Source organism: Duganella dendranthematis, assembly GCF_012849375.1.
GTDB classification, from domain to species: Bacteria; Pseudomonadota; Gammaproteobacteria; order Burkholderiales; family Burkholderiaceae_D; genus Rugamonas; species Rugamonas dendranthematis.
In genome coordinates this window covers 3,396,434-3,422,012 of sequence record NZ_CP051684.1, presented here as the reverse complement: position 1 = coordinate 3,422,012, position 25,579 = coordinate 3,396,434, and the positions used below count along the sequence as shown (strand labels likewise).

Genomic DNA, 25,579 nt, shown 5'->3' with positions numbered 1-25,579 from the left:
AACCAACAGAGGAATACCCATGGCAAAAATCGTATTCGGCATGGCTGTACCGCACAGCGGCATGCTGGGCCAGAAACCGGAAGACTGGCTGACCAACGGTGAACGCGACCGCAACAATCCGGAACTGTGGTTCCGCAACCGCACCTGGACTTATCCGGAACTGGAAGCGCACCGCGAGGCCGCGTTTGAAAAATACCTGACCATCGAGGAACGCACCGCGCGCGCCGCCCGCTGCCGCGCCGCGCTCGACAAAATGGCCGAGGCCTACCGCGCCGCCAAGATCGACATCGCCATCATCCTCGGCAAGGACCAGAAGGAAATCTTCCTCGACTTCTCGCCGTCGATCGCGATTTATAGCGGCGCGGAAGTGCACAACGGCCCACCGCAGCGCTCGGTGTACGCGCCGGATCACCACGTCACTCACCCGTGCCATCCGGCGCTGGCCAAGCACCTGATCGACGCCTTCCAGCAACAAGGCTTCGACCTGACCGACCTGTTCAAGTGGCCGGACAACGTCTGGATGAAACCGCTGCCGGACTATCCGGTGGCGCCGCACGCCTACAGCTTCGTGTACCACCAGATCATGGACGACAACCCGCCGCCGCACGTGCCGGTGATCATGAACTGCTTCTACCCGCCGACCCAGCCGTCGATGGCGCGCTGCATCGAGTTCGGCCGCGTGCTGCGCGATGCGATCAAGGCCTGGCCACAGGATGTGCGGGTCGGTATCTTCGCCTCCGGCGGCCTGTCGCACTTCGTCAACGATGAAGAGTTCGACCACCAGGTCATGAAGATGCTGGGCGAATACGACTACGACGGCCTGGCCGCCATCCCGGACGGCTACTACCAGTCCGGCACTTCCGAAATCAAGCTGTACGTGAGCGTCATGAAAGCGGTCGAGGAAACCGGCGCCGAGATGACCGTGGTCGATTACGTCCCCTGCTGGCGCACCGCCGCCGGCACCGGCGAAGGCATGGGCTTCATGTACTGGAACGCAGAACAATAACTTTATCAACGAGGACATCATGAGCAATACCCGCCTGAACGGCATCATCCGCGCCTGGGAACAGGGCAAAGTCGCATTCACCGCGTTTTCGAAAATCGACAAGCAGTCCGCCATCGACATGAGCGACGCACCGTACGACGGCATCGTGTTCGAAATGGAGCACAACCCATATGACGTGTCGGCGCTGGGCGACTCGCTGCAATATCTGCTGAACCGCAAGCAGATCGCCACCGCCGGCTCGCTGGCGCCGCAGGTCACGCCGCTGGCGCGCATTCCGGCCAATGGCGTCGAGATGAACCAGTCGTTCGCCAAGCAGGTACTGGATCGCGGCGTGTACGGCGTCATCACGCCGCACGTGGCGACGGTGGAACAAGCCTATAACGCGGTGGCCTCGTGCCGCTATGCGCGGCCGAAGCAGGCGCCGCTGTACGAGCCGAAAGGCGTGCGCGGCGACGGCCCGATGAATGCCTCGCGCTACTGGGGTCTGACGCAGCAGGAATACTACGCCAAGGCCGACGTCTGGCCACTCGCGCCACAGGGCGAGATTTTGTGCGGCCTGATGATCGAATCGACGCAGGCGATCGGCAACCTGGACGATATGCTGGCCAACGTGCCCGGCATCGGCTTCGTGCTGATCGGCGAAGGCGACCTGTCGCAGGAGCTGGGCCTGGCGCGCCAGTACGATCACCCGGAAGTGCTGGCGGCGATGGCGCAGATCGTGGCGACCTGCCACAAGCATGGCGTCAAGGTCGGCAATCCGCACGTCACCGCCGGCAACTACGAACGGCTGCTGAAGGAAGGCTACAGCTTCCTGATGTCGGCGCCGCAGCGCAGCTATGGCGTGATCGGCAAGGCGCGCGAAATGGCGGGGTACTGAGATGAACGGCGCCGAGAGCCTGGTCAAGACCCTGACCGAACAGGGAGTCGATATCTGCTTCGCCAATCCTGGCACGTCGGAGATGCACTTCCTGAAGGCGCTGGAAAACCCGCGCATGCGCAGCGTGCTGTGCCTGTTTGAAGGCGTATGCACCGGCGCTGCCGATGGCTACTACCGCATGAAGGGCACGCCGGCATCGACCTTGCTGCACCTTGGCCCCGGCCTGGCGAACGGACTGGCCAACATTCACAACGCCAAGCGCGCCTCGTCCGGCATGGTGAATATCGTCGGCGAGCATTCGGCGGCGCACCTGAAATACGATCCGCCGCTGATGTCCGATATCGAAGGGCTGGCGCGGCCACTGAGCCATTGGGTGCGGCGCGTCGAGTCGCCGCACTCGGTGGCGTGGGACGTCAGCACCGCAATTGCCAAGGCCAGCGAGCATCCCGGCCAGATCGCCACCCTGCTGCTGCCGGGCGACGCGTCATGGCAGGAAGCCAGCGCACAAGCCGCGCCACCGCGTGCATCCGGCGCGGGCCGCGCCGATGCGACTGGCGCGGCGGCAGGCGTCGGCGGCGCTGATGGCATCGCCGCAGCCGAAGGACTGGCGCCGCAAATCAAGCGCCCGGAACCGGCGCGCATCGACGCCATCGCCAAAGTGCTGCGCTCCGGCGAACCAACGCTGGTGATCCTGGCCAACCGCGCCACCCGTGGCCGCGCGGTCGAGCTGGCGGGCAAGCTGAAAGCTGCCACCGGCTGCCGCCTGGCGACGCAGTTCTTCACCTCCCGCATCGAACGCGGCGCCGGCCGCGTCACGCTGGAGCGCATCCCGTACGCGGTGCCGCAGGCGCTGGAATTCCTCAAAGGCTTCAAGCACATCATCACGCTGGAGACCACCGAACCGATCGCCTTCTTCAGCTATCCGGACAAGCCATCCTTGCTGAAAGCCCCCGGCACCGTGGTCCACACGCTGAGCGAAGCCGATGAAGACAGCGCCGCTGCCCTCGACATGCTGCTGGACGCACTGGACGCCAACACGGCCCAAGCCATGCTGCAACCACGCGCCGAGGCCGTGATCCCGCAAGGCGCGCTGACTCCGGCCAGCATCGCCGCCGCGCTGGCCGCCGCACTGCCGGAACACTGCATCCTGGTCGACGAATCGCTGACCACCGGCCGCGAAACCATGGGGCTGACGGTCGGCGCCGCGCCGCACGACCTGATCAACAACATGGGCGGCTCGATCGGCTACGGCACGCCGGTCGCCACCGGCGCCGCGCTGGCCTGTCCGGACCGACGTGTGTTCTGCATGGTCGGCGACGGCAGCGCCATGTACACCATCCAGTCGCTGTGGACGCAAGCACGCGAAGGGCTCAACGTCACCACCATCATCTTCGCCAACAACAGCTACGCCATCCTCAAGGCCGAATACGCCAACATGGGCGCCGGCGCACCCGGCCCCAAGGCGCTGGCCATGATCGACATCGACAAGCCGCGCATCGACTGGCTGGCGATGGCCACCAGCATGGGCGTGCCGTCGGTCGCTGTCGACAGCGCCGAGGGCTTCTACAGAGCCATGGCCAACTCCGCCCGCGAACAAGGCCCGACGCTGATCGAAGTCCGCCTGTATTAATCCACAAGGAACCGTTATGACTACCGTACTGCGCACCAACCTGTCCGAATACAAAGTCACCAAGGCGCTGCTCGATGGCCGCGTCCACTCCGACATCGTGCAACTGGATTTCTGCGGCCCGACGCCGGCGCACAATGGCTTCAAGGCCATGGTGCGCGAAAACAAATTCGACGCCGGCGAACTGGCCATCGTCACCTTTCTGCAAGCCAAAGCCTACGGCAAGCCGTACGTGCTGCTGCCGGCGCCGATTTCGGGCCGCTTTCAGCACCACTGCGCCGGCTTCAATATCGACTTCGGCCACCTCGATCCGAAGGACATCGAAGGCCGCGAAGTGGGCGTGCGCACCTACACGCAGACCACGGCGTTGTGGATACGCGGCATCCTGCGCCACGAATACGGCGTCGACCTCGACAAAGTCCTGTGGCGCACGCTGGGCGACGGCCACCTGGCCGAGTACACCGATCCATCCAACTGCCAGCGCCTGCCGGCCGGCTCGTCGATCCCGGACCTGATGATGCGCGGCGAACTGGCCGCCGCCCTGCTCGGCGAAGACATGCCGAAAGACGAACGCGTGCGCACGCTGGTGCCGGACGCCCACAACGCCGCCTTGAAATGGTTCGAGCGCGAGGGCGTGGTGCCGGTCAACCACTTCTTCGTGGTGCACGCCGACGTCTCGAAGAAGAATCCCGACGTGGTGCGCGAAATCTACCGCATGTTGATCGCCGGCCGCCAGCAGGCCGAGGGCGGCGTGCCGGCTATCTTCCCGCCGATCGGGCTGGAGGCCAACCGCAAGGGCATCCAGCTGGCGATCGACTGGGCCCTCGATCAAAAGATTATCCCGCGGCGCCTGTCGGTCGACGAACTGTTCGACGACATCACCGGCAGCCTCGGATAAAACAGCAGTACCCGTTTAAAAACTACAACAACGGAGACAACATGAAGAAGTTAGCAATTGCAGCCGCCATCGCCACGACGATGAGCGGCGGCGCCCACGCCACCGACCTCAATCCCGGTGGCGAGTGGCAAATCCGCTGGGACAACACGCTGAAATACAGCGCCGGCGCGCGGGTGGAATCCGCCAACCCGCTGCTGACCACCGGCGCCGCCAAGGTCAACAACGACGACGGCGACCGCAACTTCAGCACCGGGCTGATTTCCAGCCGCTACGACATCCTGTCGGAGTTTGACGCGCAGAAGGATGGCTTCGGCATCCGCCTGAGCGCGGCGGCCTGGTATGACTCGGTGTACAACCAGAACACCTCCAACAGCTCGACCGCCACCACCAACAACGTCAGCGTCGGCGCCAACCGCTTTGCGCCGGAGACCGCGCGCATCGCCGGCCGCAACGCCGAGATGCTGGACTGGTTTGTATTCGGTAAAAGCCAGATCGGCGACACCACGCTGTCGTACCGCCTCGGCCAGCACTCGCTGATCTGGGGCACCACGCTGTTCTTCGGCATGAATGGCATCGCCAAAGGCATGGCGCCGATCGACCTGTACAAGCTGTCGATTCCCGGCACGCAGGCCAAGGAAACCACCATCCCGGTGCCCCAGCTGTCCAGCACGCTGCAACTGACCAACGACACCAGCATCGAAGGCTATGTGCAGTTCAAGTACCGCCCTACCCGTTTGCATCCGGCCGGCAGCTACCTGAGCTCGACCGACATGCTGGGCGACGGCGCAGAGTCGATCTGGGCCGGTCCGCTCAAGCTGCGCAACGCCGGCCTGGCCAAGGGCGACTTGCCGAACAACGTCGGCTTCGCGCTCAACACCCGCAGCGAATTGCTGGACGCCGACCTGGGCTTTTACGCCATCCGCTACAACGACACCTCGACGCAAGTGGTGACGCAGGCGGCCACCCGCACCTACTACCTGGCCGTGCCGAACGGCGTCAAGTCGTTCGGCGCCAGCATCTCGCGCCTGGTGGGCATCGCCAACATCGGCCTGGAAGCGTCAATACGCGACGGTCAGGCGCTCAACGCCAAGCAGGGCACGGTGGTGCTGCCGGTCGGCCAGACGGCTGCCTGGCTGAACGACCACACACCGTATCCGACCGGCCGCACCGCGCACCTCAATCTATCCACCACCATCGTCAGCGGCGCCGCTGCTGGCTGGGACGGCCTGAGCGTGGTGGGCGAACTATCGGCCAATCACATCAACAGCGTGCAGGACAATCCGGAGAAGGTCGATACCGCGCTGAACAAGACCGCCTGGGGCGGCCGCATCGTGGTCACGCCGACCTGGTACCAGGTACTGTCCGGCCTCGACGTCAGCGTGCCGCTGAATGTCGGCTGGGCCTTCAAAGGCCGGTCGGTGATCGACACCGCGTTCCCGTTCTCGGGCAGCCCGGACCACGGCGGCGAAATCGCCGTCGGCATTACCGGCACCTACCTGACCAAGTACATCGCCAACCTGACTTTTATCAATTATCGCGGCAAGGCCACCAGCCAGCCCTTGCTGGACCGCGACTATGTGCGCTTCAGCGTGCAAACCAGCTTCTGATCAAGTGGAGACATCGAGATGAACAAAAATATTCGCAAGCTGATGGCCGCCGGCCTCGCCACCATCGTCGCCGGCGCGTTCGCGCAAGCGCCCAACCTGAAATCCGGCGCGCTGACGCCGCTCGGCGCCGAGCGCGCCGCCAACAAGGACGGCAGCATTCCGGCCTGGGACGGCAAGCCGGTCGACACCAAGCCTGGCGCCGACAACAAGCGCCCGGACCCGTATGCCAGCGAGAAGCCGCTGCTGCAAATCACCAGCGCCAACGTGGCGCAGTACGCCGACAAGCTGAGCGACGGCACCAAGGCGCTGCTGGCCAAGTGGCCGGGCATGCGCATCGACGTCTATCCGTCGCATCGCAGCGCCGTGTTTTCGCAGGCGATCTACGATGCGGTGGCGGCCAACGCCACGCGCGCCAAGCTGACCAACGGCGGCCTGACGGTGGAAGGCGCGTATGGCGGCATCCCCTTCCCGGTGCCGAAGAATGGGCATGAGGCGCTGTGGAATCACATGCTGAGCTATCGCGGCCAGCTGACCGTGTTCACCGCCGATAAATACGTGATGACGGCCAACGGCGACCGCGTGCTGACCAACCGTCAGCGCACCAGCCTGGCCTATCCCTACTACGATCCGAAGGGCAAGCCGGATGGCTTCAGCGGCGAGTGGGCGCGGGCACGGCTGGACGTGACCGAGCCGCCGGCCAACGCCGGCCAGGCGCTGATGACCATCGATTATGTTGACAACTACAGCAAGCCAAAAGACGGCTGGCAGTATGTGCCGGGACAGCGCCGCGTGCGCAAGTCGCCTTCGCTGGTGTACGACACGCCGGATGCGTCGGCGGCCGGGCTGGCCAATTTTGATGACGTCAATCTGTTCATCGGTGCGCAGGACCGCTATGAAGTCAAGTTGATCGGCAAGAAGGAGATCTACATCCCGTATAACAACAACGGCTTGTTCCGCAAGCCGGTCAATGCGGTAATCGGCAAGGGCACGTTGAATCCGGACGCGGTGCGCTGGGAGTTGCATCGCGTGTGGGTGCTGGAGGCGTCACTGGCCAATGGCAAGCGCAACGTCGCCGCCAAGCGCCGGTTGTATCTGGATGAGGATACCTGGCAGGCGGTGCTGGCCGATACCTGGGACGCACAGGGCAAGCTGTGGAAGACTGGCCAGGCGTTCACGCTGGTGGCGGGCGACGAGCCGTCGGCCAGCACCTTGAGCTATACGTGGTTCGACCTGCTGACCGGCGGCTGGGTGTATGCGGCGGCCATCAACGAGACGGGCGGCGTGTCATATCAGGATTACGACGCCAAGCAGTTGGCCAAGTTCACCTCCAGCGCGCTGGCCAGCGGCGGCGTACGCTGATATGAAGCCGCTTCGCATCATGCTGCGGCGCCACGCCGCAATCGTGCTGGCGGCCCTGGCCGCCCTCGCCGCCGACGCCCTGCTGGTCGGCGCCGAAGCGGCGTTGCCTGTCGCCGCTGCGGCTAGCATCTTGCCCGCCAGCGCCGGCGCGGCCGACTCGGTGGCGAAATTACCGGCGGCGCTGGGGCGGCCGGCGCTGAAGGTGGCGCGACCGGAGCTGGCCAACCTGCTGGCGATCGCGCGCAGCGGCAACCGCCTGGTGGCAGCCGGTGAGCGCGGCCTCATCATCTACTCCGACGACTCCGGCCAACACTGGACACAGGCGCAAGTGCCGGTCAGCGTCTCACTGACCGCCCTGCGCTTCGCCAGCCAGCGTGACGGCTGGGCGGTCGGCAACATGGGCATCGTCCTGCACAGCACCGACGGCGGCGCCAGCTGGCAGCGCGTGTTCGACGGCCAGCAAGCCGCCGCGCTGGCCGAACAAGCCGCCCAGCAAGCCTGGGACGCCGTCAAGCCCGATCCCAACAACGCCGACCATCCATTGAACCTGCTACTGGCAGACGCCCGGCGTCTGGTCGACGAAGGCGCCGACAAGCCCTTCCTCGACCTGCGCCTGCACGCCGACGGCTCGCTGCTGGTCGTCGGCGCCTATGGCCTGGCCTACACCACCAGTGACGGCGGCAAAACCTGGCAGGCGCAAATGAAGAACCTGCCGAATCCCAACGGCGCCACCTACTACGGCATCGCCGAACGCCAGCAGGAGCAATACCTGTTTGGCGAACAAGGCGTATTGCTGCGCGCTGATACGCCGGACGCCGCATTCGCCGCCCAAACCTCGCCCGCCAGCGGCAGCCTGTTCGGCGGCCTGGCGACCAGGCAAGGCACGCTGATGCTGTTTGGCCTGCGCGGGAAAGTCTACCGCAGCGCCCAGCCCGGCGTACCGTGGACCGAAGTGCAGACACCGGTTGACGCCGCGCTGATCACCGGCCTGCAGCTAGCCGACGACACCGTGCTGCTGCTCGGCTCCGCCGGCCAGATCGTCGCCAGCAAGGATCAGGGCCAGAGCTTCATCAACCTGGGGCTGAAGACGCGCTTCCCGTTCACCGGTGCCGCTGTCGCTCCGGACGGCACGCTGATCGTCACCGGCACCCGCGGCCTGCTGCGCCTGCCCGCCGCCAGCCTGACCGCCGCCGTCCCGGCCACCTCTTCTAAAGCTGCACAGCCATGAATACCAAGCCTCACGACCACGCTCCCTTCGATCCCCACTCCGGCAACCGCCTGGAACGCCTCGTCTTCGGCTACCGCAAAGCCTTGCTGGCGTTCTGCCTGCTGGTCACCGTGCTGCTCGGCTGGCAGGCCAGCCACATCGTCCCCAACGCCAGCTTCGACGGCATGCTGCCGATGAACCACCCCTACCTGCAAAACTACCTGGCCGAGCGCAAGAAGCTGGTCTCGCAAGCCAACAGCCTGCGCATCGTGGTCGAGCACAAAGGCAACGGCAGCATCCTCGACCCGCATTACCTCGATACCCTGCGCCACCTCAACGACGACGTTTTCCTGCTGCCCGGCGTGGTGCGCGGCCAACTGAAATCGCTGTGGACGCCATCGACGCGCTGGACCGCCGTCACCGAGCACGGCTTTGAAGGCGGCACCGTCATCCCCGACGATTACGACGGCTCCGCCGCCGCGCTGGCCCGCGTGCGCCTCAATATCGAACGCTCCGGCGAGGTCGGCCAGCTGGTGGCGCGCGACTTCCAGTCCAGCGCGCTGCTGGTGCCGCTGGCCGAACGCGACGAGAACGGCAAGGAGCTCGACTACGCCGCGCTGTCGCAAGCGCTGGAACAGCTGCGCGCCAGATACCATTCCGACAGCATCGAACTGCACATTACCGGCTTCGCCAAAGTCGCCGGCGACCTGCTCGACGGCCTGACCCAGGTGCTGGCCTTCTTCGGCCTGGCCGCCGCCATCGTCACCGCCATCGTCTACTGGTACACCCGCTGCATCCGCAGCACCCTGCTGGTGGTGACCTGCTCGCTGGTGGCGGTGGTCTGGCAACTCGGCCTGCTGCCGCTGCTGGGCTACACGCTCGACCCGTACGCGGTACTGGTGCCGTTCCTGGTGTTCGCCATCGGCATGAGCCACGGCGCGCAAAAGATGAACGGTATCATGCAGGACATCGGCCGCGGCATGGACCGGCTGGTGGCGGCCCGCTTCACTTTCCGCCGCCTGTTCATGGCCGGTTTCACCGCGCTGGCCTGCGACGCGGTCGGCTTCGCCGTGCTGATGATGCTCGATATCCAGGCCATCCGCCGCCTGGCCGTCACCGCCAGCCTGGGCGTGGCCATCCTTGTTATCACCAACCTGATCCTGCTGCCGGTGCTGCTCAGCTACACCGGCGTCAGCGCCAGGGCGGCCCGCCGCGCCGCCCGCGCCGACCAGCAGATCGGCGATGGCCGCACGCTGTGGACTTTCCTATGCAAATTTACCGAACCACGCTGGGCCGTCGCCACCATCGGCGTCGCCGTCGCCCTAGGCGGCTACGGCCTGTACGCCAGCCGCCTGCTGCAAGTGGGCGACCTCGACGCCGGCGCGCCGGAGCTGCGGCCGCAATCACGCTACAACCTCGACAACAGCTACCTCACCCAGCACTACAGCACCAGCAGCGACGTGCTGGTGATCATGGTGCGCACGCCGGTGCAAGGGGCGATGAAGCTGTCGGTGCTGGAGCGGGTCGACGATCTGGAGTGGCGGCTGCGGCAGATGGACGGCGTGGAAACCACGCAGTCGGTGGCCTCGCTGGCGCGCCAGACGGCGGTCGGCATGAACGAAGGCAACCCGCGCTGGTACGAGCTGCAACCGAATCAGGCCGCGCTCAACACCGCCAGCTCTCGTGCGCCGCGCAGCCTGGTCAACGCGGACTTTTCGCTGTTGCAGTTGCAGGTCTACCTGACCGACCACAAGGCCGCCACGCTGCGCCGCGTCAGCGCCGCGGTGGAAGCCTTCGCCAAGGAGAACGATGGTCCCGATGCGCAATTCCTGCTGGCCGCTGGCAACGCCGGCTTTGAAGCGGCCACCAACGCCGTGGTGGAGAAGTCCAATCACGAAATGCTGTTGCTGGTGTACGCCGCCGTGCTGGTGCTGGCCTACGTGACCTTCCGCGACTGGCGCGCGGTGGCCTGCGCCATCCTGCCGCTGATGCTGACCTCGATACTGGCGGAAGCGCTGATGGTGTGGCTCAACATCGGCCTCAAGGTGGCGACGTTGCCGGTGGTGGCGCTCGGCGTCGGCATCGGCATCGATTACGCGCTGTACGTGCTGAGCATCATGCTGCAGCAGATGCGGCTCGGCCTGCCGCTGGCGCCGGCCTATCACTGCGCGCTGCTGTTCACCGGCCGCGTGGTGATGCTGACCGGCGTGACGCTGGCGCTCGGCGTGGCGACCTGGGCGCTGTCGCCGATCAAGTTCCAGGCGGATATGGGCGTGCTGCTGGCCTTCATGTTCATCGTCAATATGATCGGTGCGCTGGTGCTGCTGCCGGCGCTGGCGCGCTTTCTGCTCAAGCCGCCGGCGCAGCAAGTGCAGGCAGAACAGGCCGCGCCGGCGCCGCCATTGAAACGCGCCGCGTCATCGATATGACACCGGTCCCGCGACTGCGGCTGTACGTCGAACACCACCAGGATGAAAACTGGTTCGTGCACGTCGGCCACGTCGCCAATAGCGGCCGCTGGCAGATCGAACCCCATACGCATCCGGAATACGGCCAGCTGATCTTTGTGCGCGAGGGACGCGGCGTCATCACGCTCGAAGGCCAGCGCCTGCCGTTCGCCGGCCCCTGCGCGCTGCTGCTGCCGACCGACTGCGTGCACGGCCTCGACTACGAGGTCGACCTGGACCGCTGGGTGGTCACCATCGAAGTCAGCTACCTGGCGCAGATCAACGCCCGCCTGCCGGAGTTGACCCAACTGTGGTCCGGCCCGCGCCTGGTGTCGCTGTCCTATGCGCCGGAGGTGGAGCGCGAGTCCTATCAATTGATACGCCGGCTGGAGCAGGAAATGCTGGCCAGCGCCATCGGCCGCGCGGCCGCGCTGGAAGCGCTGCTGACCTTGCTACTGTTGACGCTGATCCGCGCCATGCCCAACGGCCAGTTCGAACCCTGCAGCGCCAACCCGGCCAATGTGCGCCAGGCCGAACGCTTCCGCGAGCTGGTGAATCAACATCATGGGAAGAACCTGCGGCTGCATGACTATGCCGCGCTGATGGCGCTATCGGTGGCGCAGTTGCGCGCCGCTTGTGCTGCGGCGCTGGGACAGAGTCCGACCAAAATCATTCATTCGCGGATCGTCACCGAAGCCAAGCGCAGCCTGATCTTCAGCGATCTGCCGGTGGAGCAGATCGCCTTCCGGCTGGGCTTTGACGACGCCGCCTATTTCACCCGCTTCTTCCGCCGCGAAGTCGGGCAGACACCCAGCCAGTTCCGCACCAGCGCCAAGAATTAATTGGCGGGCAAATACAGCGGCATCGAATCTTCCCACTTGCTGTCGGTCAGGATGCGCTTGTTGCTGCCGTCGGCGTTCATCACGTAGATCTGGCCGTACTGCTGGAAGGTTTGCTCGTACAGCGCCGCCTCGTCGCGGAAGCCGTGCTGCGAACCGCTCCACAGGATGCGGCCGTCGGCCGACCAGACCGCGTGGCCGTCGCTCGATTCGTGGTCGGTGGCACGGAACAGGCCGTTGCCGTCGGGCTGAATGGTGTAGACGTCGTAGTTGCCGTCCTCGGCGCGGCGGCGGGTGAACACGATGCGCTTGCCGTCCGGCGACCAGCCCGGCAGGTTGTCCAGGCCATCGGTCAGGGTGCGGATCTTGCGCGTGTCCAGGTTGAGGATGCGCAAGCCCTTTTCCTTGTCGCTCCAGACCCGGTATACCAGTTCCTTGCCGTCGTGCGAATAGCTGGGGAAGCCCGAGTGCAGCGTGCCGTCGGTCAGTTGCTCGGCGCCGGTGCCGTCGCGGCGGACCCGCCACAGCGCGGCCGTCATGGTGTTGCGTTCGGCAAACCAGTAGCCGAGGCCGAAGGCGATCCACTCGCCATCCGGCGACCAGCACGGCTGGAAGGCGCCGGCCAGGCCCATGCGCACCTTGCTGACATCCAGGCCATGGCCTTCGGATTCGAACACCTTGCGCTTGTCCGAGCCGTCGGCGCGCATGATCCAGATCGAGCTGTTGCCGGTCTGCTTGTCGGTGTAGGCGATCCAGCCGTCGCGCGACATCAGCGGGTAGACGTCGACATGGCGATAATCGTAGTCCGGGTCCCAGCTGAACAAGGGTTTCATCAGCGGCCGCACCGGCTTGAAGGCGACTTTTTCGTAGATCACCGACTTGCCGTCCGGCGTCCAGGTTGGCGAGCGCAACATGGCCTGCCTGAGCGGCGCGCGCTGCGAGGTGTAGGCCAGGCCTTCGTTCGGACCGTACTTGATCAGGTAGCCGATTTCGGTGGCGCTCAGGTACTGCGGCTGCAATTTCAAATCGGTGCCGCTGGTGTGCTCGATGCGGTCCTTGCCGGTCGCCACGTCCACCGAGACGATCTGCGAATACGCCTTGCCGATGTAGTTAGGGCGGCGCGCACCCCAGGTGGCTTCCACCGTCATTTCGTAGAACACGATGCGCTTGCCGTCCGGCGACCATTGCGGCGAACCGAGGCAATAGCCCTTCTTCGCCACCACCTGGCGCAAGCCGCTGCCGTCGGGGCGGATCAGGTAGATGCTGAGCTCTTGCGTGTGCTCCCAGCCCTGGCCGCCGTCGTGGCCGGTCCATTCGGTATCGCGGTCGCTCGACAGCGCGATCCACTTGCCGTCCGGCGACCAGCTGGGACGGAAATAGCCATCCGGCTTGCCGGCCTTGCCCTGCACCTGGCCGATGCCGGTGAGTTGCTTCAGTTTGCCGCTGGCCATGTCACGCACCCAGATGTTGGCGCGGTAGCCGTTGGCGGTGGAGACGAAGGCCAGCGTCTTGCCGTCCGGCGACAGCACGCCGGCGTCTTCCATCGAATCGGTGGCGACCATGGCTTCGATGCCGCTGCCGTCGGCGCGCGCGCGGTACAGGTCGGACTGGCCGTCGCCACGCCGTTCGGAGGTAAAGGTCAGCCAGCCGCTGGGCGACAGCGTGGCGTTGTAATCGAAGGCCGACTCGGCCAGCAGCTTGCGTTCATTGCCGCCGTCGAGGTTGGCGATGTACAGTTCGGACACCGAGGGGGCGATGCGGTTCATCAGCATCACGCCTTTCTTCTTCATTTCCGCCGCCTTGGCAACCAGGGCCATTGGCAGCTGCGCCGCCACGGCGGCCGTGCCAAACAGGCGAAGGACTTTTCTGCGATCCATGTGTGCTCCTGAATAATTGTTGTTAGATCGGACACCCTGCCGACCATAGCACACAGTATGGTGACAAGATCGGCGCAAGTCCTTAAACAAAAGTGAAAATCGCTGGTACTTTTGTGCAGGCGTTGGCGTGCAAAAGTACCGGCGAATGTCATTTTTATGCCGTGACGGCGGCCGCGACCTGTTCTATTCTGGCAGCATGAGCATTCTTTTCGCGCTGCCCGCCGCCTTGCGGCGCTACCTGGTCGCCCGCTTTCTCGGCGTCTTCGGCAATAACATGATCGCCGTCGCGCTGGGCTGGCAAATCTACGACCTGACCGGCAGCGCCTGGTACCTGGGGCTGGTGGGACTGGTGCAGTTCCTGCCGGCGCTGGCGCTGACGGTGCCGTCCGGCCTGCTGGTCGATCGCGCCGACCGCAACCATGTGTTCGCCGCCAGCCTGGCCTTGCAGTGCGTGGCGGCGGCCACGCTGGCGTGGGGCAGCACGGCCGGCTGGGTCGGGCCGCAGGCGATTCTGGCGGTGTGCGTGCTGATCGGCGTGGCGCGCTCGCTACAGATGCCGGCGCAGCAGGCGCTGATTCCGGCGCTGGTGCCGGTGCGCGAGTTGCCGCAGGCGCTGGCCGTCAACGCCTCGATTAACAAGCTGGCGATGGTGGCCGGACCGGCGCTGGGCGGCGTGCTGTATGTCGGCGGCCCCGGCGTGGCGTATGGCGTGTGCGCGGCCATGTTCCTGCTCTCGGTCGGGCTGGCGCTGCGGGTGAAGGCGCCGTCGCCGCCGCGCTCGCAGGAGACGATGAGCTGGGGCGCGATGTTTGCCGGCTTCGTCTTCATTCGCCACAATCCGGCCGTGCTGGGCGCCATGTCGCTCGACCTGTTTGCCACGCTGCTGGGCGGCGGCACGGCGCTGCTGCCGATCTACGCGCGCGACATCCTGCACACCGGCGCCTGGGGCCTGGGTCTGCTGCGCGCGGCGCCGGCCGTCGGCGGCCTGCTGATGACAGCGTTGATGACGCGCTGGCCGATGGAGCATCACATCGGCCGCCGCATGTACGCCGCGGTATTCATCTACGGCCTGACGACGATGGTGTTTTCCGTCTGCACCAGCCTGCCCGCAGCGCTGCTGGTGTTGGCCGTGATGGGTGCGGCCGATATCGTCAGCACCGTGCTGCGCCATTCGGTGGTGCAGGTGGAAACCGATGACGCGCTGCGCGGCCGCGTCGGCGCGGTGCATGCGACCAGCATTTCCGCCAGCAACCAGCTGGGCCAGTTCCGCGCCGGCGTTGCGGCGGAATGGTGGGGGCCGGTCGGCGCGGTGCTGGTGGGCGGCGCGGCGACACTGCTGATTACCGCACTGTGGATGCGCTGGTTCCCGGCGCTGCTGCAGCGCGACCGGCTATTCCGGCCGACCATTCCTGTTCACCTTGGAGCGAAACAATGAAGCATTGGCTGGCGGCGATGGTAATGGCGTTGAGCGGTGGGCTGGCGCATGCCGATCTGGTGTATGTGGGATCGCAGGGCCAGCAGTTGCGGGCGTTGCGCTTCGATGCGGCCAGCGGCAAGCTGGAGGTGATCGGCACGGTGGCCGAGGGCTTGCGGCCGACCTGGACGGTGGCGCATCCGCAATTGGCGGTGCTGTATGCGGTGGACGACCAGCCGGGCCAGGATGGCGCTGTGGTGGCGTTTGCCATCAACCATGCCAGCGGCGCGCTGAGCCGGCTGAATACGGCGCCCAGCGGCGGCGCGGGCGTGACCTACCTGTGGCTGGATGCGCCATCGGCCACGCTGCTGGCGGCCAACTTTGGCGGCGGCTCGGCGTCCAGTATCGCTGTGCAGGAGGATGGCAGTCTGGGAGCGCTGGTTAGCACCATCAAGGCCAGCGGCAGCGGCCCGCATCGCCGCCAGGCCGCGCCGCATGCGCACAGCGCGGCCGTCGATCCATCCGGCCGCTATGCGCTGGTGCCCGACCTCGGCGCCGACCGCGTGTTCATTTATGCGCTCGACCGCGCCACGCACGCGCTGACGACCTTGCCGCCTGCCGTGCCCCAGCCGGCGCAGCACGCGCCGCCCTCGCCGCCGGCCGGCGAAGCGACGCGCGCCTACGCGGCGCCGCCGGGCAGCGGCCCGCGCCATCTGGTGTTCAGCGCTGACGGCCGCAGCGTCTGGTTGCTGAACGAGCTAAGCGCCGAAGTCACCACACTGCGCTGGGACGCGCAGCAAGCGACCCTGTCGCCGGTCCAGACACTGGCCACCAGCAGCGCAGAATTCACCGGCACGCGCAGCGGCGCCGAAATCGTCCGCAGCCCAGATGGCCGTTTCATCTACGTGGAAGACCGCGGCGAACGCACGCTGGTGACTTATCGCGTCAACCCCGCAAACGGCGAACTGAGCTTCGTGCAACGCATCGCCAGCGGCGGCGAAATGCCCTGGTCCATGGCGATCCATCCATCCGGACGCTGGCTGCTGGTCGCACACCAGCGCAGCGGCACGGTGAACGTATTCAGCATCGATCCCGCCAGCGGACTGCTGATCAACACCGGCATCGCCGCCGAAGCGCCGACGGCGGTCAGCATCACGTTTGTGCCGTCATCCCCCGCAGAATAAGGTCGATGCCGACGAGGAAATCAGCACGGTCATCGTGCTCGCGCAACTGCGCCGCGATGCTGCGCGTGAATGGATACGCATCGGGATCCAGCGCCGACCACACGCCGGCCACTTGCGCCAGAATCGCCTCGCGGTCGCCGCCCAGTTCCTTGCCGAGCTGCGCATTGGCCGCGTTCTGGCCGCTGACACCGAGGATGTAGCTCAGCAGCGCACACACCGCGGCAAACTGCCCAGCCTGCGCCACGCCCATCGCCCTGACCTGCTGGCCCAAACGCTCCAGCAGACGCACAATCGGCGACTGCCACGGCGCGCGCGCCAGTGCCGAGCCGATCCACGGATGGGCGTCAATCGCATCGAACATGCCGAGCGCCACGGCGCGGATCACGTCCTGCGGCGCCGCCTCCGCCACCGGCAGATCCAGCGTCCGGGCGACCAGCGCATCGCAGGCGGCGGTCATCAAGTCGTTCTTGTTGGCGACGTGCCAGTAAATGGCGCCGGCGCCGGTGGCCAATTCCTCGGCCAGCGCGCGGAACGTCAAGCCGCTTTCGCCGCGACTGTCCAGCAGACTGATCGATGCTTCAATAATGCGCTCGCGCGTCAACGCCTGTTCGCGGCGGGGGGTGTTTTTTGCCATGGCCGCTATCTTGACATATCTGGCCGCCTGCCGCAAAATCCCTGTGGAACAACGTTCCATTAACAGATAAACATGACAACGACCTCTATCGCCATCATCGGCGCCGGCCTCGGCGGATTGACGCTGGCCCGCGTGCTGCACGTTCACGGCATCGCCGCGACCATCTACGAAGCAGAAGTCTCGGCCCAGGCGCGTGCGCAAGGCGGCATGCTCGACATTCACGATTTCAACGGCCAGCTGGCCATCAAGGCGGCCGGTCTGTTTGAGGAATTCCATGCGCTGATCCATCCCGGCGGCCAAGCCACGCGCGTGCTGGGACACGACGGCGCGGTATTGTTTGAGCAACTCGACGACGGCAGCGGCGGCCGGCCCGAAGTGCAGCGCGGCGAACTGCGCCGCATTCTGCTGGAATCGCTGCCGGCGGGCGCGGTACAGTGGGGACGCAAGCTGACGCAGGTAACGCCGCTCGGCGACGGCCGCCATCAGCTGACGTTCGCCGACGGCACGGTGGTGACCTGCGGCTTGGTGGTTGGCGCGGACGGCGCCTGGTCCAAGGTCCGCCCCCTGCTGTCGGACGCCAAACCGACCTACGCCGGCATCTCGCTGATCGAGACCTGGCTGCGCGACAGCGACCGCCGCCATCCGGCCAGTGCAGCGGCGGTCGGCGATGGCGCGCTGTTTGCCGTCGCGCCGGGCAAAGGCATCCTCGCGCACCGCGAACCGGAGGGCGTCCTGCACGCCTATATCGCGCTCAACAAACCCGAGACATGGCTGGAAGACGCCTGCGCCGACCCGGCCACGGCTTCCGCCCGCATTGCCGCCGAATTCGACGGCTGGGCGCCAGCGCTGACCGCGCTGATCACCGACAGCGACACGCCGCCCGTGCTGCGCGTGATCCGCGAATTGCCGGCAGACCACCGCTGGCAGCGCGTGCCGGGCGTCACCCTGGTCGGCGACGCCGCCCATCTGATGGCCCCGTCCGGCGAAGGCGCCAACCTCGCCATGCTGGACGGCGCCGAACTGGCCCAGTCTATCGCCGCGCACGCCGGCAACGTCGAAGCAGCCTTGGCCGCCTACGAGCAAGCGCTCTTCCCCCGCAGCGCCCAAGCCGCCGCCGAAGCGGCCGACCTGCACGAGATCCTCTACGGCCCCGACGCCCCGCACAGCCTGGTCAAGATGTTCAGCCAATAAGGCAACGGCGTCTGGGGGGCCTAAAATCAGAACTCAGTCTAAAACCGTCTATTTCGCTATAAAGCGGTCTAGTAAAGTCTAAAACTGCGTGATCAAAGTCTAAACACGTCTATAAATTTGGCCAACAAGTCTAAACCGGTCTTTTTTTCGAGGCCGAAAGTCTAAACCGAACCATAATCCCGTTCTGAGGTCCAACCTTTAGACTCGTTTCGAAAGGACTTCATCATGACGCACGTACCGATGGCCGAAGTACACCTGCCGCTCAGCACTTTTCTGGAGCTGGAATTTCATCTACTGGAGACACGACCAGGCGTAAAAACAGGCGCCTTCGTGACAGAACTTGTTCAGCGTTGGCTGACGGTAGAAACCGAACGACTGGCGCTACGCAGGAGTGGCCCGCCTATGCACGGATTTCAATGGAAGAATGTTTTTCTTCCAGATGGAACCCGACTACGGACCGACTATCAACACTCCCAGGAATTTGCCAAAGTTACCCATAACCGCATACGCATGGACGACGGCAGATCTTTGACGCCCTCGATGTTCGCCAATCGGCACACGAAAGGCCGCAATGGATGGCGTTTTATCTGGCTCCGTTTTCCGGGTGAGGACTACTGGGTTCGCGCTGCAGATTATAGGCGACATGTTGAGAAACAGAAACAATCTCAGTCAGTCTAATCTTTGCCCAAGCAGAATAAAACCTAGATCGCTTTAGACTTCAGACCTGAAAAAAGGCAGCCCGCAGGCTGCCTTTTGGCGGGTAAAGCTAAAACTTATACCGAGAACGACGAACCGCAACCGCAGGTCGAGGTAGCGCTCGGGTTTTTGATGACGAACTGCGCGCCTTCCAGGTCATCCTTGTAGTCGATTTCCGCGCCGACCAGGTACTGGTAGCTCATCGAATCGATCAACAGCTGGACGCCATTCTTGACCATGGTGGTGTCATCTTCATTGACAATTTCGTCGAAGGTGAAGCCGTACTGGAAACCGGAGCAGCCGCCGCCCTGCACGAATACGCGCAGTTTCAAGTCGGGATTGCCTTCCTCTTCGATCAATTGGGCGACCTTATCAGCAGCGCTATCGGTGAAAACGATAGGTGCTGGCATTTCGGCAACAGCGTTCATTTCTAACTCCTACGAGAAAACAATTAGGGTCCATTATAGACCCTGAAGATAAGTTCTGCTGCGGACCCCGCAAAAACAGCGGGTTTTAAGGCAACAGGGCAATCTGCATCAAGCCGGTGGTCTCTTCCAGACCAAACATCAGGTTCATACACTGCACCGCCTGGCCGGACGCGCCCTTGACCAGATTGTCCTGCACCACCAGCACGATCACGGTGTTGCCGTTGTCCGGACGGTGCAAGGCCAGACGCAGCATGTTCGAACCACGGGTCGAGCGGGTTTCAGGATGCGAGCCGAATGGCATGACATCGACGAAGGCGCTGTCCTTATATTGGTCTTCAAACAGTTTCTGCAAGTCTTCGTTGCTGATGTCCTTGGTCAGGCGCGCGTACAGCGTCGAGTGCATGCCACGAATCATCGGCACCAGGTGCGGCGTGAAGATCAGGCTGACCTTGTCCGACGTGAAACGTTGCAGCTGGGCCGAGGTTTCCGGCGTGTGGCGGTGGCCAGCCACGCCGTAGGCCTTGAAGTTGTCCGACGATTCCGAGAACAGCGTGCCGATTTCCGCCTTGCGGCCGGCGCCCGATACGCCCGACTTGCAGTCGGCGATCAGCGAACCGGCATCGACCAGGCCGTTCTTCAGCAGCGGGTAGTAGCCCAGCTGCATGGTGGTCGGGTAGCAGCCTGGATTGGCGACCAGGTTGGCTTTTTTGATGTCTTCGCGGTTCAGTTCGGCCAAGCCGTAGGCTGCATGTTCCAGCAGGTCCGGGCAGGTGTGCTCGATCTTGTACCATTTTTCAAACACGGCCTTTTCCTGGATGCGGAAATCGGCCGCCAGGTCGATCACCTTGACGCCGGCTTTCAGCAGCGCCGGCGCCTGGGCCATGGCGACGCCGTGCGGGGTGGCGAAGAACACCACGTCGCACTGGGTCAGGTCGGCGTTGTCCGGCGACGAGAATTTCAGGTTCACGCGGCCGCGCAACGATGGGAACATATCAGCGACTGGCAAGCCGTCCTCTTTGCGCGAGGTGATTGCCGTCAGTTCCACATCCGGGTGGACTGCCAACAAACGCAGCAGTTCTACCCCGGTGTATCCGGTGCCGCCGACGATGCCAACTTTGATCATTGTTCTTCCTTAATTTGAGTGTGAGGTGCCATTTTATCAGGCAACGGCGACAACCGTATGACCGTAGCCAGATGGAAAAAAAGCCGCCCGACACAAGGCCGGCGGCTTTTTCGGTGATGCGCCGCAAGCAGCGCACCAGAGCGTAAGAATTAACGCTTCGAGAATTGTTTTGCGCGACGTGCTTTGCGCAGACCAACTTTTTTACGTTCAACTTCACGTGCATCGCGGGTCACGAAGCCGGCGCGTGCCAGATCGCCCTTCAGCGTTGCATCGTAGTCGATCAGGGCGCGGGTGATACCGTGGCGCACTGCACCTGCCTGGCCGGACTCGCCGCCGCCGTGCACGTTGACTTTGATGTCAAAGCGCTCAACGTTGCCGGTCAGTTCCAGAGGTTGACGAATAACCATCAGGCCGGTTTCGCGCGAGAAGTATTCCGCTGCTGGCTTGCCGTTAACGATGATTTGGCCAGTGCCCGTTTTGATGAAAACGCGAGCCACTGCACTCTTGCGACGGCCGGTGCCGTAGTTGTAGTTACCGATCATGTCAGTTCCTTAGATTTCGAGTGCTTTAGGTTGCTGGGCAGCGTGCGGGTGCGAACCTTCGGCGTACACTTTCAGCTTCTTGATCATTGCGTAGCCCAGTGGGCCTTTTGGCAGCATGCCCTTGACGGCTTTTTCCAGAGCGCGACCTGGGAAACGCTGTTGCATTTTCAGGAAGTTGGTCTCGTAGATGCCACCTGGGTAGCCCGAGTGACGGTAGTAGGTCTTCTCGGTTGCTTTGGTGCCGGTCACGCGCAGTTTGCCTGCGTTGATGATGACGATGAAATCGCCGGTATCGACGTGAGGGGTGAACTCAGGTTTGTGCTTGCCGCGCAGTCGGAGTGCCACTTCGCTGGCAACACGTCCGAGGACTTTGTCCGTCGCGTCAATCACGAACCAGTCGCGCTGGACTTCATGTCCTTTAGCGGAAAAAGTTTTCATGTGATGACTTTCTGTATATAGAAATTACCGCTCATATGGTGGTTCCGCCATTGCTTCAGCGGACTCGGCCTTTTTATTTACTTTCCTGAGCGAATGGAAAGCCGACAACTATAACCGCTTGCGGGGTCTGGCGTCAAGCCCCATCTACTGCGCAAGCCGCACAAACACAGGGTTTGCGCGCTCCATTACAATGTGGACAAAGTTTTTCTTACGGAGAATGCAATGGAATGCAAAGTTAGCTGGAATGGCCCGTCGGGCATGAGTTTCCTGGCCCAGACCGGCTCGGGCCACCTGGTGACGATGGACGGCGCACCCGAAGGCGGCGGCCACAACCTGGCGCCGCGGCCGATGGAACTGGTGCTGCTGGGCACCGGCGGCTGCACCGCCTATGACGTGGTGTTGATCCTGAAAAAAGGCCGCGCCGACATTCGCGGCTGCGAATGCGTGCTGAAAGCCGAGCGCGCCGACAGCGAGCCGAAAGTGTTCACCAAGATCAACTTCCACTTCGTCGTCACCGGCAAGGGCCTGAAGCCCGAGCAGGTGGAACGCGCCATCACGCTGTCGCACGACAAATACTGCTCGGCCTCCATCATGCTGGGCAAGACCGCCGAAATCACCCACTCGTTCGAGATCGTCGAAGCCGCCTAACGCTGCACGCTGGCGCCGGCCGGCGTGTCGCGCACGGTGAAGCCGGCGGATTCGATTGCCTGGCGCAGCGTGTCGGCGTCGGCCCAGCGTTTTTCCTGGCGGGCCTGGTCGCGGGCCGTGACCAATGCCTGCACCGCGTCCGGCACTTCCAGCAATGCCGGCGTCCACTCCGCCAGACCGAATCCCAGCACCTGATCCAGCCACCGCAGCGTGGCTTTTTGCGTTGCGGGCGGCAGCTCGGATTTCAGCAGTTCCCACATCAACGCCAGCGCGCGCGGCGTGTTCAGGTCTTGATTCAGTTCGGCCTGCATGGCTTGCTGGTAGCCGGCGTCCGGTTGGCCGCCATCCGGCAGGCGGCGCCAGGCCAGTCGCAGGCGGCCGAGCGCAGTTTGCGCCGCGTCCAGCGCCGCCCAGGAGAACGTCAGCGGCGAACGGTAGTGCGCCGACAGCACCAGATAACGATACGCCAGCGGGTCGAAGCCGCGCTCCACCAGCGTGTCCAGCCGCAGGAATTCGCCGGCCGACTTCGACATCTTGTCGCCGCCATCCACGTTCAGGAAGGCGCCGTGCAGCCAGTAGCGCGCCGGCGGATGGGCGTGGCACGCCTCGTGCTGCGCGATCTCGTTGCTGTGGTGGACCGGGATGTGGTCCTCGCCGCCGATGTGGATGTCGAACAGCGCGCCGAGATACTTGGTCGACATCGCCGAGCATTCGATATGCCAGCCGGGGAAACCGCGGCCCCACGGGCTGTCCCATTCCATCTGGCGCTGCTGCGCACCGCTGAATTTCCACAGCGCGAAATCGGTGACGGTGCGCTTGTCGCGCAGGTCGACGCGGTGGCCCGACTGCAGCCCGCCGATATCCAGCCGCGCCAGGTGGCCGTAGCGTTCCAGTTTTTGCGTGTCGAAATAAATGCCGTCGGCGGTGCGGTAGGTAAAGCCATTGCGCTCGATATCGGCGATGAAGTCGATCTGCTCCTGGATGTGCTCGGTCGCGCGTGCCCACACGGCCGGCGCCAGGATGTGCAGCGCGGCGATGTCCTGCTGGAAGGCGCGCGTGTAAAACGCGGCGATTTCCCATGCCGACTGGCTGGTGCGGCGACTGCCCTTCTCCATCTTGTCCTCGCCGGTATCGGCATCCGAAGTCAGGTGGCCGACATCGGTCACGCAGATCACGTGATTGACCGCATAGCCGTTCAGCGCCAGCACGCGGCGCAGCAGGTCGCCGAACAGATAGGTGCGCAGGTTGCCGATGTGGGCATAGTCGTAGACCGTCGGGCCGCAGGCGTACAAGCCCGCCGCACCGGTTTGCAAAGGAACGAAAGGACGCAAACGCCGTTCGTAAGTGTCGTAGAACATCAACTCCATGGCCGCTCCAAAAAGAAAAAGGCCACAGGAGCAAACTCGCTGTGGCCTTTAGAAAACTGTAGATGTGCAAATACGATCAGCAGGCTTCTATGGCCTGCGGGAACACGCTCCGAATCGGGATGGTTGCTTGATCATGCTGCGATATTAGCATCAAACGTAGTAAGCGGTGGTGGTCATCACTTTGCCCATCACCGCCATCACGCCCTGCACCGGCGCCGGCACATTGACCGCGCCAAGACGCTGGGCGGCGGCGCCATGTTCGATTTCGTCGAGGCGCATCTGGTCGACAATCGCGCGCGACTTGGCGTCCTGCGGCGGCAGCTTGTCCAGATGGCTGGCCAGATGCGCTTCCACCTGGCGTTCGGTTTCCACCACAAAGCCCAGGCTGCGCGCATCGCCCAGCACCGCCGCCACCGTGCCCAGCGCGTAGGCGCCGCCGTAGAACAGCGGATTGAGCACGCTGATGTGCGAGTTCAGTTCGCCCAGCCGTTGCGCGGTCCAGGCCAGATGGTCTTCTTCCTCGCGGCTGGAATGCTCGAACTGTTCGCGGATCGCCGCCGTGCGGGCAAAGCGCGCCTGGGCGTTGTACAGCGCCTGCGCGCACACTTCGCCGACATGGTTGACGCGCATCAGGCCGGCCGCATGGCGGCGTTCCGCCTCGCTCATTTCCGCATCCGCCGCGCGCGCCGCCGGGCTCGGTCGCGATGCCGAGGCAACGCCGGCAATGACGCGCAGCGCCTTGTCGGCGCCGGCAATGAATCGGTCCAGGGGATGGTGGTGATAGGCGGCCATAAACGAACTCGTGTCTGCGATGGAAAATCCCATTATAAGGGAGCGCCTGTTTATTTTGCGTCTGCCGCCTCACGTAGCTGCCGCTGGCGCTCGATGTAGTCGGCCACCGGCCCGCGCACGTCGATCTTCGAGATGTCCTTGGCCACGCCCAGGTTCAGGCCCAGCAGGAAGGGAATATTTTCCACCGGCACCTCATCGCAATGCTCGGCGAAAGCTTTCAGGAAGCGCTTGGACTCGACCACCCGCACCACTTTCTCGCCGCTCATGTATTGCAGCACGCTGGTGATGCTGTGGCCGCGGCCGATGGCGTGGTAGATGAAGCGGTTGAAATCGGCATCCAGCTCGGCGAAGTCCAGCGTTTCCTTGGTCATCAGGCCGGCCAAGTAATACAGGCCCAGCGCCACGCGGAAGAAACCGGTGGACTCTTCGCGGTCGACGCCGTACTGCATCACCGCCAGGATTTTTTCCTTTAGTTGAGGACTCATTTTTCGCTCCGCTCCTATGTGCGACTATAGCAAGAGTTCTCTACAATCAGTAGCTTGCGCATAAGAATTTTTGCATGCTATTCTTGAAACTTTTAACCTGGGACCAGTCCGATGATCGAGGTATGCCACCTGGCCAAACGCTTTCGCCTGCCATCGCGCGGCAGCAAGTCACCGGCCGCGCGCGATCCGCGCGATCACGACGGCTGGTTCCACGCCGTGCGCGACGTCAGCTTCCGCTGCGCGCCGGGCGAGGTGCTGGGCCTGCTCGGACCGAACGGCGCCGGCAAGACCACCACGCTGCGCATGCTGTCGAGCGCGCTCAAGCCGGACGGCGGCAGCATCCACGCCAACGGTATCGACCTGCTGGCCGACCCGCTGGCGGCGCGCCAGCACATTGGTTTCCTGTCCGGCTCGACCGGTTTGTACGGCCGCCTGACCGCGCGCGAAAACGTCGAATACTTCGGCCGCCTGCACGGCATGCAACCGGCCCACCTGAAGCGCCGCTGCGATGAACTGTTCGACCTGCTGCAAATGCACGAGTTCGGCAACAAGCGGGCCGATCAGCTGTCCACCGGCATGAAGCAGAAATGTTCGATCGCCCGTACGGTTGTGCACGAGCCGCACATCGTTATCCTCGACGAACCGACCACCGGCCTGGACGTAATGTCGGCCAAGATCCTGCTGGATTTTATCGCCAGCTACAAGGCGCTGCGCGTCCCGCTGATTTTCTCCACCCATCACCTGCACGAAGTGGAAAAGCTGTGCGACCGGGTGTGCATCATCAACCATGGCAAGACCGCCTTCCACGGCAGCATGGACGAGCTGCGCCAGCAAGGCGGCAGCGCCGATCTGTACGATGCCTTCGTCGGCGTCATCCACCAGGGAGCCTGAGC

At 64.2% G+C, this 25,579-nt stretch carries 24 protein-coding genes; 15 read left to right on the top strand and 9 right to left on the bottom strand.

All coding sequences use genetic code 11. The features are described from left to right. Window positions 1–19 precede the first annotated feature (19 nt). Genes HH213_RS15590 through HH213_RS15550 form a run of 9 tightly spaced genes read left to right on the top strand, consistent with a single transcriptional unit; the run spans window position 20 to window position 11,870 of the window. Window positions 20–1,006, top strand: coding sequence for a DODA-type extradiol aromatic ring-opening family dioxygenase (locus HH213_RS15590; protein ID WP_169112813.1), 987 nt, complete (start codon window positions 20–22; stop codon window positions 1,004–1,006). A 19-nt stretch (window positions 1,007–1,025) separates the two neighbouring features. Further along, window positions 1,026–1,883 (top strand): HpcH/HpaI aldolase family protein, encoded by an 858-nt coding sequence (locus HH213_RS15585; protein ID WP_110847409.1) that lies wholly within the window; start codon window positions 1,026–1,028, stop codon window positions 1,881–1,883. A gap of 1 nt (window position 1,884) precedes the next feature. Further along, entirely contained in the window at window positions 1,885–3,513 is a 1,629-nt protein-coding gene (locus HH213_RS15580) for an acetolactate synthase large subunit (protein WP_169112812.1), read from the top strand. A 16-nt stretch (window positions 3,514–3,529) separates the two neighbouring features. After that, window positions 3,530–4,408 carry a substrate-binding domain-containing protein gene (locus HH213_RS15575; protein WP_169112811.1) on the top strand — a complete coding sequence of 293 codons (879 nt, stop codon included), beginning with the start codon at window positions 3,530–3,532 and terminating at the stop codon, window positions 4,406–4,408. Window positions 4,409–4,449: 41 nt separating this feature from the next. Next, window positions 4,450–6,015 carry a DUF1302 family protein gene (locus tag HH213_RS15570; protein ID WP_169112810.1) on the top strand — a complete coding sequence of 522 codons (1,566 nt, stop codon included), beginning with the start codon at window positions 4,450–4,452 and terminating at the stop codon, window positions 6,013–6,015. Between the two features lie 18 nt (window positions 6,016–6,033). Further along, window positions 6,034–7,374 carry a DUF1329 domain-containing protein gene (locus HH213_RS15565; protein ID WP_110847413.1) on the top strand — a complete coding sequence of 447 codons (1,341 nt, stop codon included), beginning with the start codon at window positions 6,034–6,036 and terminating at the stop codon, window positions 7,372–7,374. A 1-nt stretch (window position 7,375) separates the two neighbouring features. Continuing rightward, window positions 7,376–8,602, top strand: a complete 1,227-nt coding sequence (locus HH213_RS15560; RefSeq protein ID WP_229263020.1) for a WD40/YVTN/BNR-like repeat-containing protein — start codon at window positions 7,376–7,378, stop codon at window positions 8,600–8,602. After that, window positions 8,599–11,010 (top strand): efflux RND transporter permease subunit, encoded by a 2,412-nt coding sequence (locus tag HH213_RS15555; RefSeq protein WP_169112809.1) that lies wholly within the window; start codon window positions 8,599–8,601, stop codon window positions 11,008–11,010. The genes HH213_RS15560 and HH213_RS15555 overlap by 4 nt, the downstream gene beginning before the upstream one ends. Continuing rightward, window positions 11,007–11,870 carry a helix-turn-helix domain-containing protein gene (locus HH213_RS15550; RefSeq protein ID WP_169112808.1) on the top strand — a complete coding sequence of 288 codons (864 nt, stop codon included), beginning with the start codon at window positions 11,007–11,009 and terminating at the stop codon, window positions 11,868–11,870. Before HH213_RS15555 ends, HH213_RS15550 begins: the two co-directional genes overlap by 4 nt. Here the strand turns inward: HH213_RS15550 and HH213_RS15545 are convergent. Continuing rightward, window positions 11,867–13,744 carry a TolB family protein gene (locus HH213_RS15545; RefSeq protein WP_169112807.1) on the bottom strand — a complete coding sequence of 626 codons (1,878 nt, stop codon included), beginning with the start codon at window positions 13,742–13,744 and terminating at the stop codon, window positions 11,867–11,869. The genes HH213_RS15550 and HH213_RS15545 overlap by 4 nt on opposite strands. 196 nt (window positions 13,745–13,940) lie before the next feature. On the opposite strand from HH213_RS15545, the gene HH213_RS15540 reads away from it, so the two are divergent. Further along, on the top strand, window positions 13,941–15,179 hold the full coding sequence (locus HH213_RS15540; RefSeq protein WP_169112806.1) for an MFS transporter: 1,239 nt from the start codon (window positions 13,941–13,943) through the stop codon (window positions 15,177–15,179). Then, entirely contained in the window at window positions 15,176–16,342 is a 1,167-nt protein-coding gene (locus tag HH213_RS15535; RefSeq protein WP_169112805.1) for a lactonase family protein, read from the top strand. Before HH213_RS15540 ends, HH213_RS15535 begins: the two co-directional genes overlap by 4 nt. Here the strand turns inward: HH213_RS15535 and HH213_RS15530 are convergent. Further along, the gene (locus tag HH213_RS15530; protein ID WP_169112804.1) at window positions 16,311–16,976 is read right to left on the bottom strand and encodes a TetR/AcrR family transcriptional regulator; all 666 of its coding nucleotides are present in this window, start codon (window positions 16,974–16,976) and stop codon (window positions 16,311–16,313) included. The genes HH213_RS15535 and HH213_RS15530 overlap by 32 nt on opposite strands. 72 nt (window positions 16,977–17,048) lie before the next feature. Here HH213_RS15530 and HH213_RS15525 point away from each other — a divergent pair, with 72 nt between their 5' ends. Both HH213_RS15525 and HH213_RS15520 read left to right on the top strand, forming a co-directional pair. Continuing rightward, complete coding sequence (locus HH213_RS15525; RefSeq protein ID WP_169112803.1) at window positions 17,049–18,167, top strand: FAD-dependent oxidoreductase; 1,119 nt, start codon at window positions 17,049–17,051, stop codon at window positions 18,165–18,167. A gap of 225 nt (window positions 18,168–18,392) precedes the next feature. Continuing rightward, entirely contained in the window at window positions 18,393–18,845 is a 453-nt protein-coding gene (locus HH213_RS15520) for a hypothetical protein (RefSeq protein WP_169112802.1), read from the top strand. A gap of 95 nt (window positions 18,846–18,940) precedes the next feature. Here the strand turns inward: HH213_RS15520 and erpA are convergent, their stop codons facing one another. The 4 genes from erpA to rplM all read right to left on the bottom strand — a co-directional run bounded on the left by erpA (window position 18,941) and on the right by rplM (window position 21,394). Continuing rightward, window positions 18,941–19,291 carry an iron-sulfur cluster insertion protein ErpA gene (erpA, locus tag HH213_RS15515; protein WP_110847420.1) on the bottom strand — a complete coding sequence of 117 codons (351 nt, stop codon included), beginning with the start codon at window positions 19,289–19,291 and terminating at the stop codon, window positions 18,941–18,943. An 85-nt stretch (window positions 19,292–19,376) separates the two neighbouring features. Beyond that, window positions 19,377–20,414 (bottom strand): N-acetyl-gamma-glutamyl-phosphate reductase, encoded by a 1,038-nt coding sequence (argC, locus tag HH213_RS15510; RefSeq protein WP_110847421.1) that lies wholly within the window; start codon window positions 20,412–20,414, stop codon window positions 19,377–19,379. A gap of 149 nt (window positions 20,415–20,563) precedes the next feature. Continuing rightward, window positions 20,564–20,956 (bottom strand): 30S ribosomal protein S9, encoded by a 393-nt coding sequence (gene rpsI / locus HH213_RS15505; RefSeq protein WP_110847422.1) that lies wholly within the window; start codon window positions 20,954–20,956, stop codon window positions 20,564–20,566. A gap of 9 nt (window positions 20,957–20,965) precedes the next feature. Next, window positions 20,966–21,394: a 50S ribosomal protein L13 gene (gene rplM / locus HH213_RS15500; protein ID WP_056157909.1), complete on the bottom strand. Its 429-nt coding sequence runs from the start codon at window positions 21,392–21,394 to the stop codon at window positions 20,966–20,968. Window positions 21,395–21,616: 222 nt separating this feature from the next. Between rplM and HH213_RS15495 the strand changes: the two genes are divergently transcribed. After that, window positions 21,617–22,042 carry an OsmC family protein gene (locus HH213_RS15495; RefSeq protein WP_169112801.1) on the top strand — a complete coding sequence of 142 codons (426 nt, stop codon included), beginning with the start codon at window positions 21,617–21,619 and terminating at the stop codon, window positions 22,040–22,042. Here HH213_RS15495 and cysS read toward each other — a convergent pair. The 3 genes from cysS to HH213_RS15480 form a co-directional block, all read right to left on the bottom strand. After that, window positions 22,039–23,409, bottom strand: a complete 1,371-nt coding sequence (gene cysS, locus HH213_RS15490) for a cysteine--tRNA ligase (protein ID WP_169112800.1) — start codon at window positions 23,407–23,409, stop codon at window positions 22,039–22,041. The two genes, HH213_RS15495 and cysS, sit on opposite strands and share 4 nt — an antisense overlap. Window positions 23,410–23,559: 150 nt before the next feature. Then, window positions 23,560–24,201 carry a 2-polyprenyl-3-methyl-6-methoxy-1,4-benzoquinone monooxygenase gene (gene coq7, locus HH213_RS15485; RefSeq protein WP_110847425.1) on the bottom strand — a complete coding sequence of 214 codons (642 nt, stop codon included), beginning with the start codon at window positions 24,199–24,201 and terminating at the stop codon, window positions 23,560–23,562. 50 nt (window positions 24,202–24,251) lie between these two features. Beyond that, window positions 24,252–24,686: a hypothetical protein gene (locus HH213_RS15480; protein ID WP_110847426.1), complete on the bottom strand. Its 435-nt coding sequence runs from the start codon at window positions 24,684–24,686 to the stop codon at window positions 24,252–24,254. 111 nt (window positions 24,687–24,797) lie between these two features. On the opposite strand from HH213_RS15480, the gene HH213_RS15475 reads away from it, so the two are divergent. Further along, a complete protein-coding gene (locus HH213_RS15475) occupies window positions 24,798–25,577 on the top strand; it encodes an ABC transporter ATP-binding protein (protein ID WP_169112799.1) in 780 nt (259 codons plus the stop codon). Window positions 25,578–25,579: the final 2 nt, after the last annotated feature.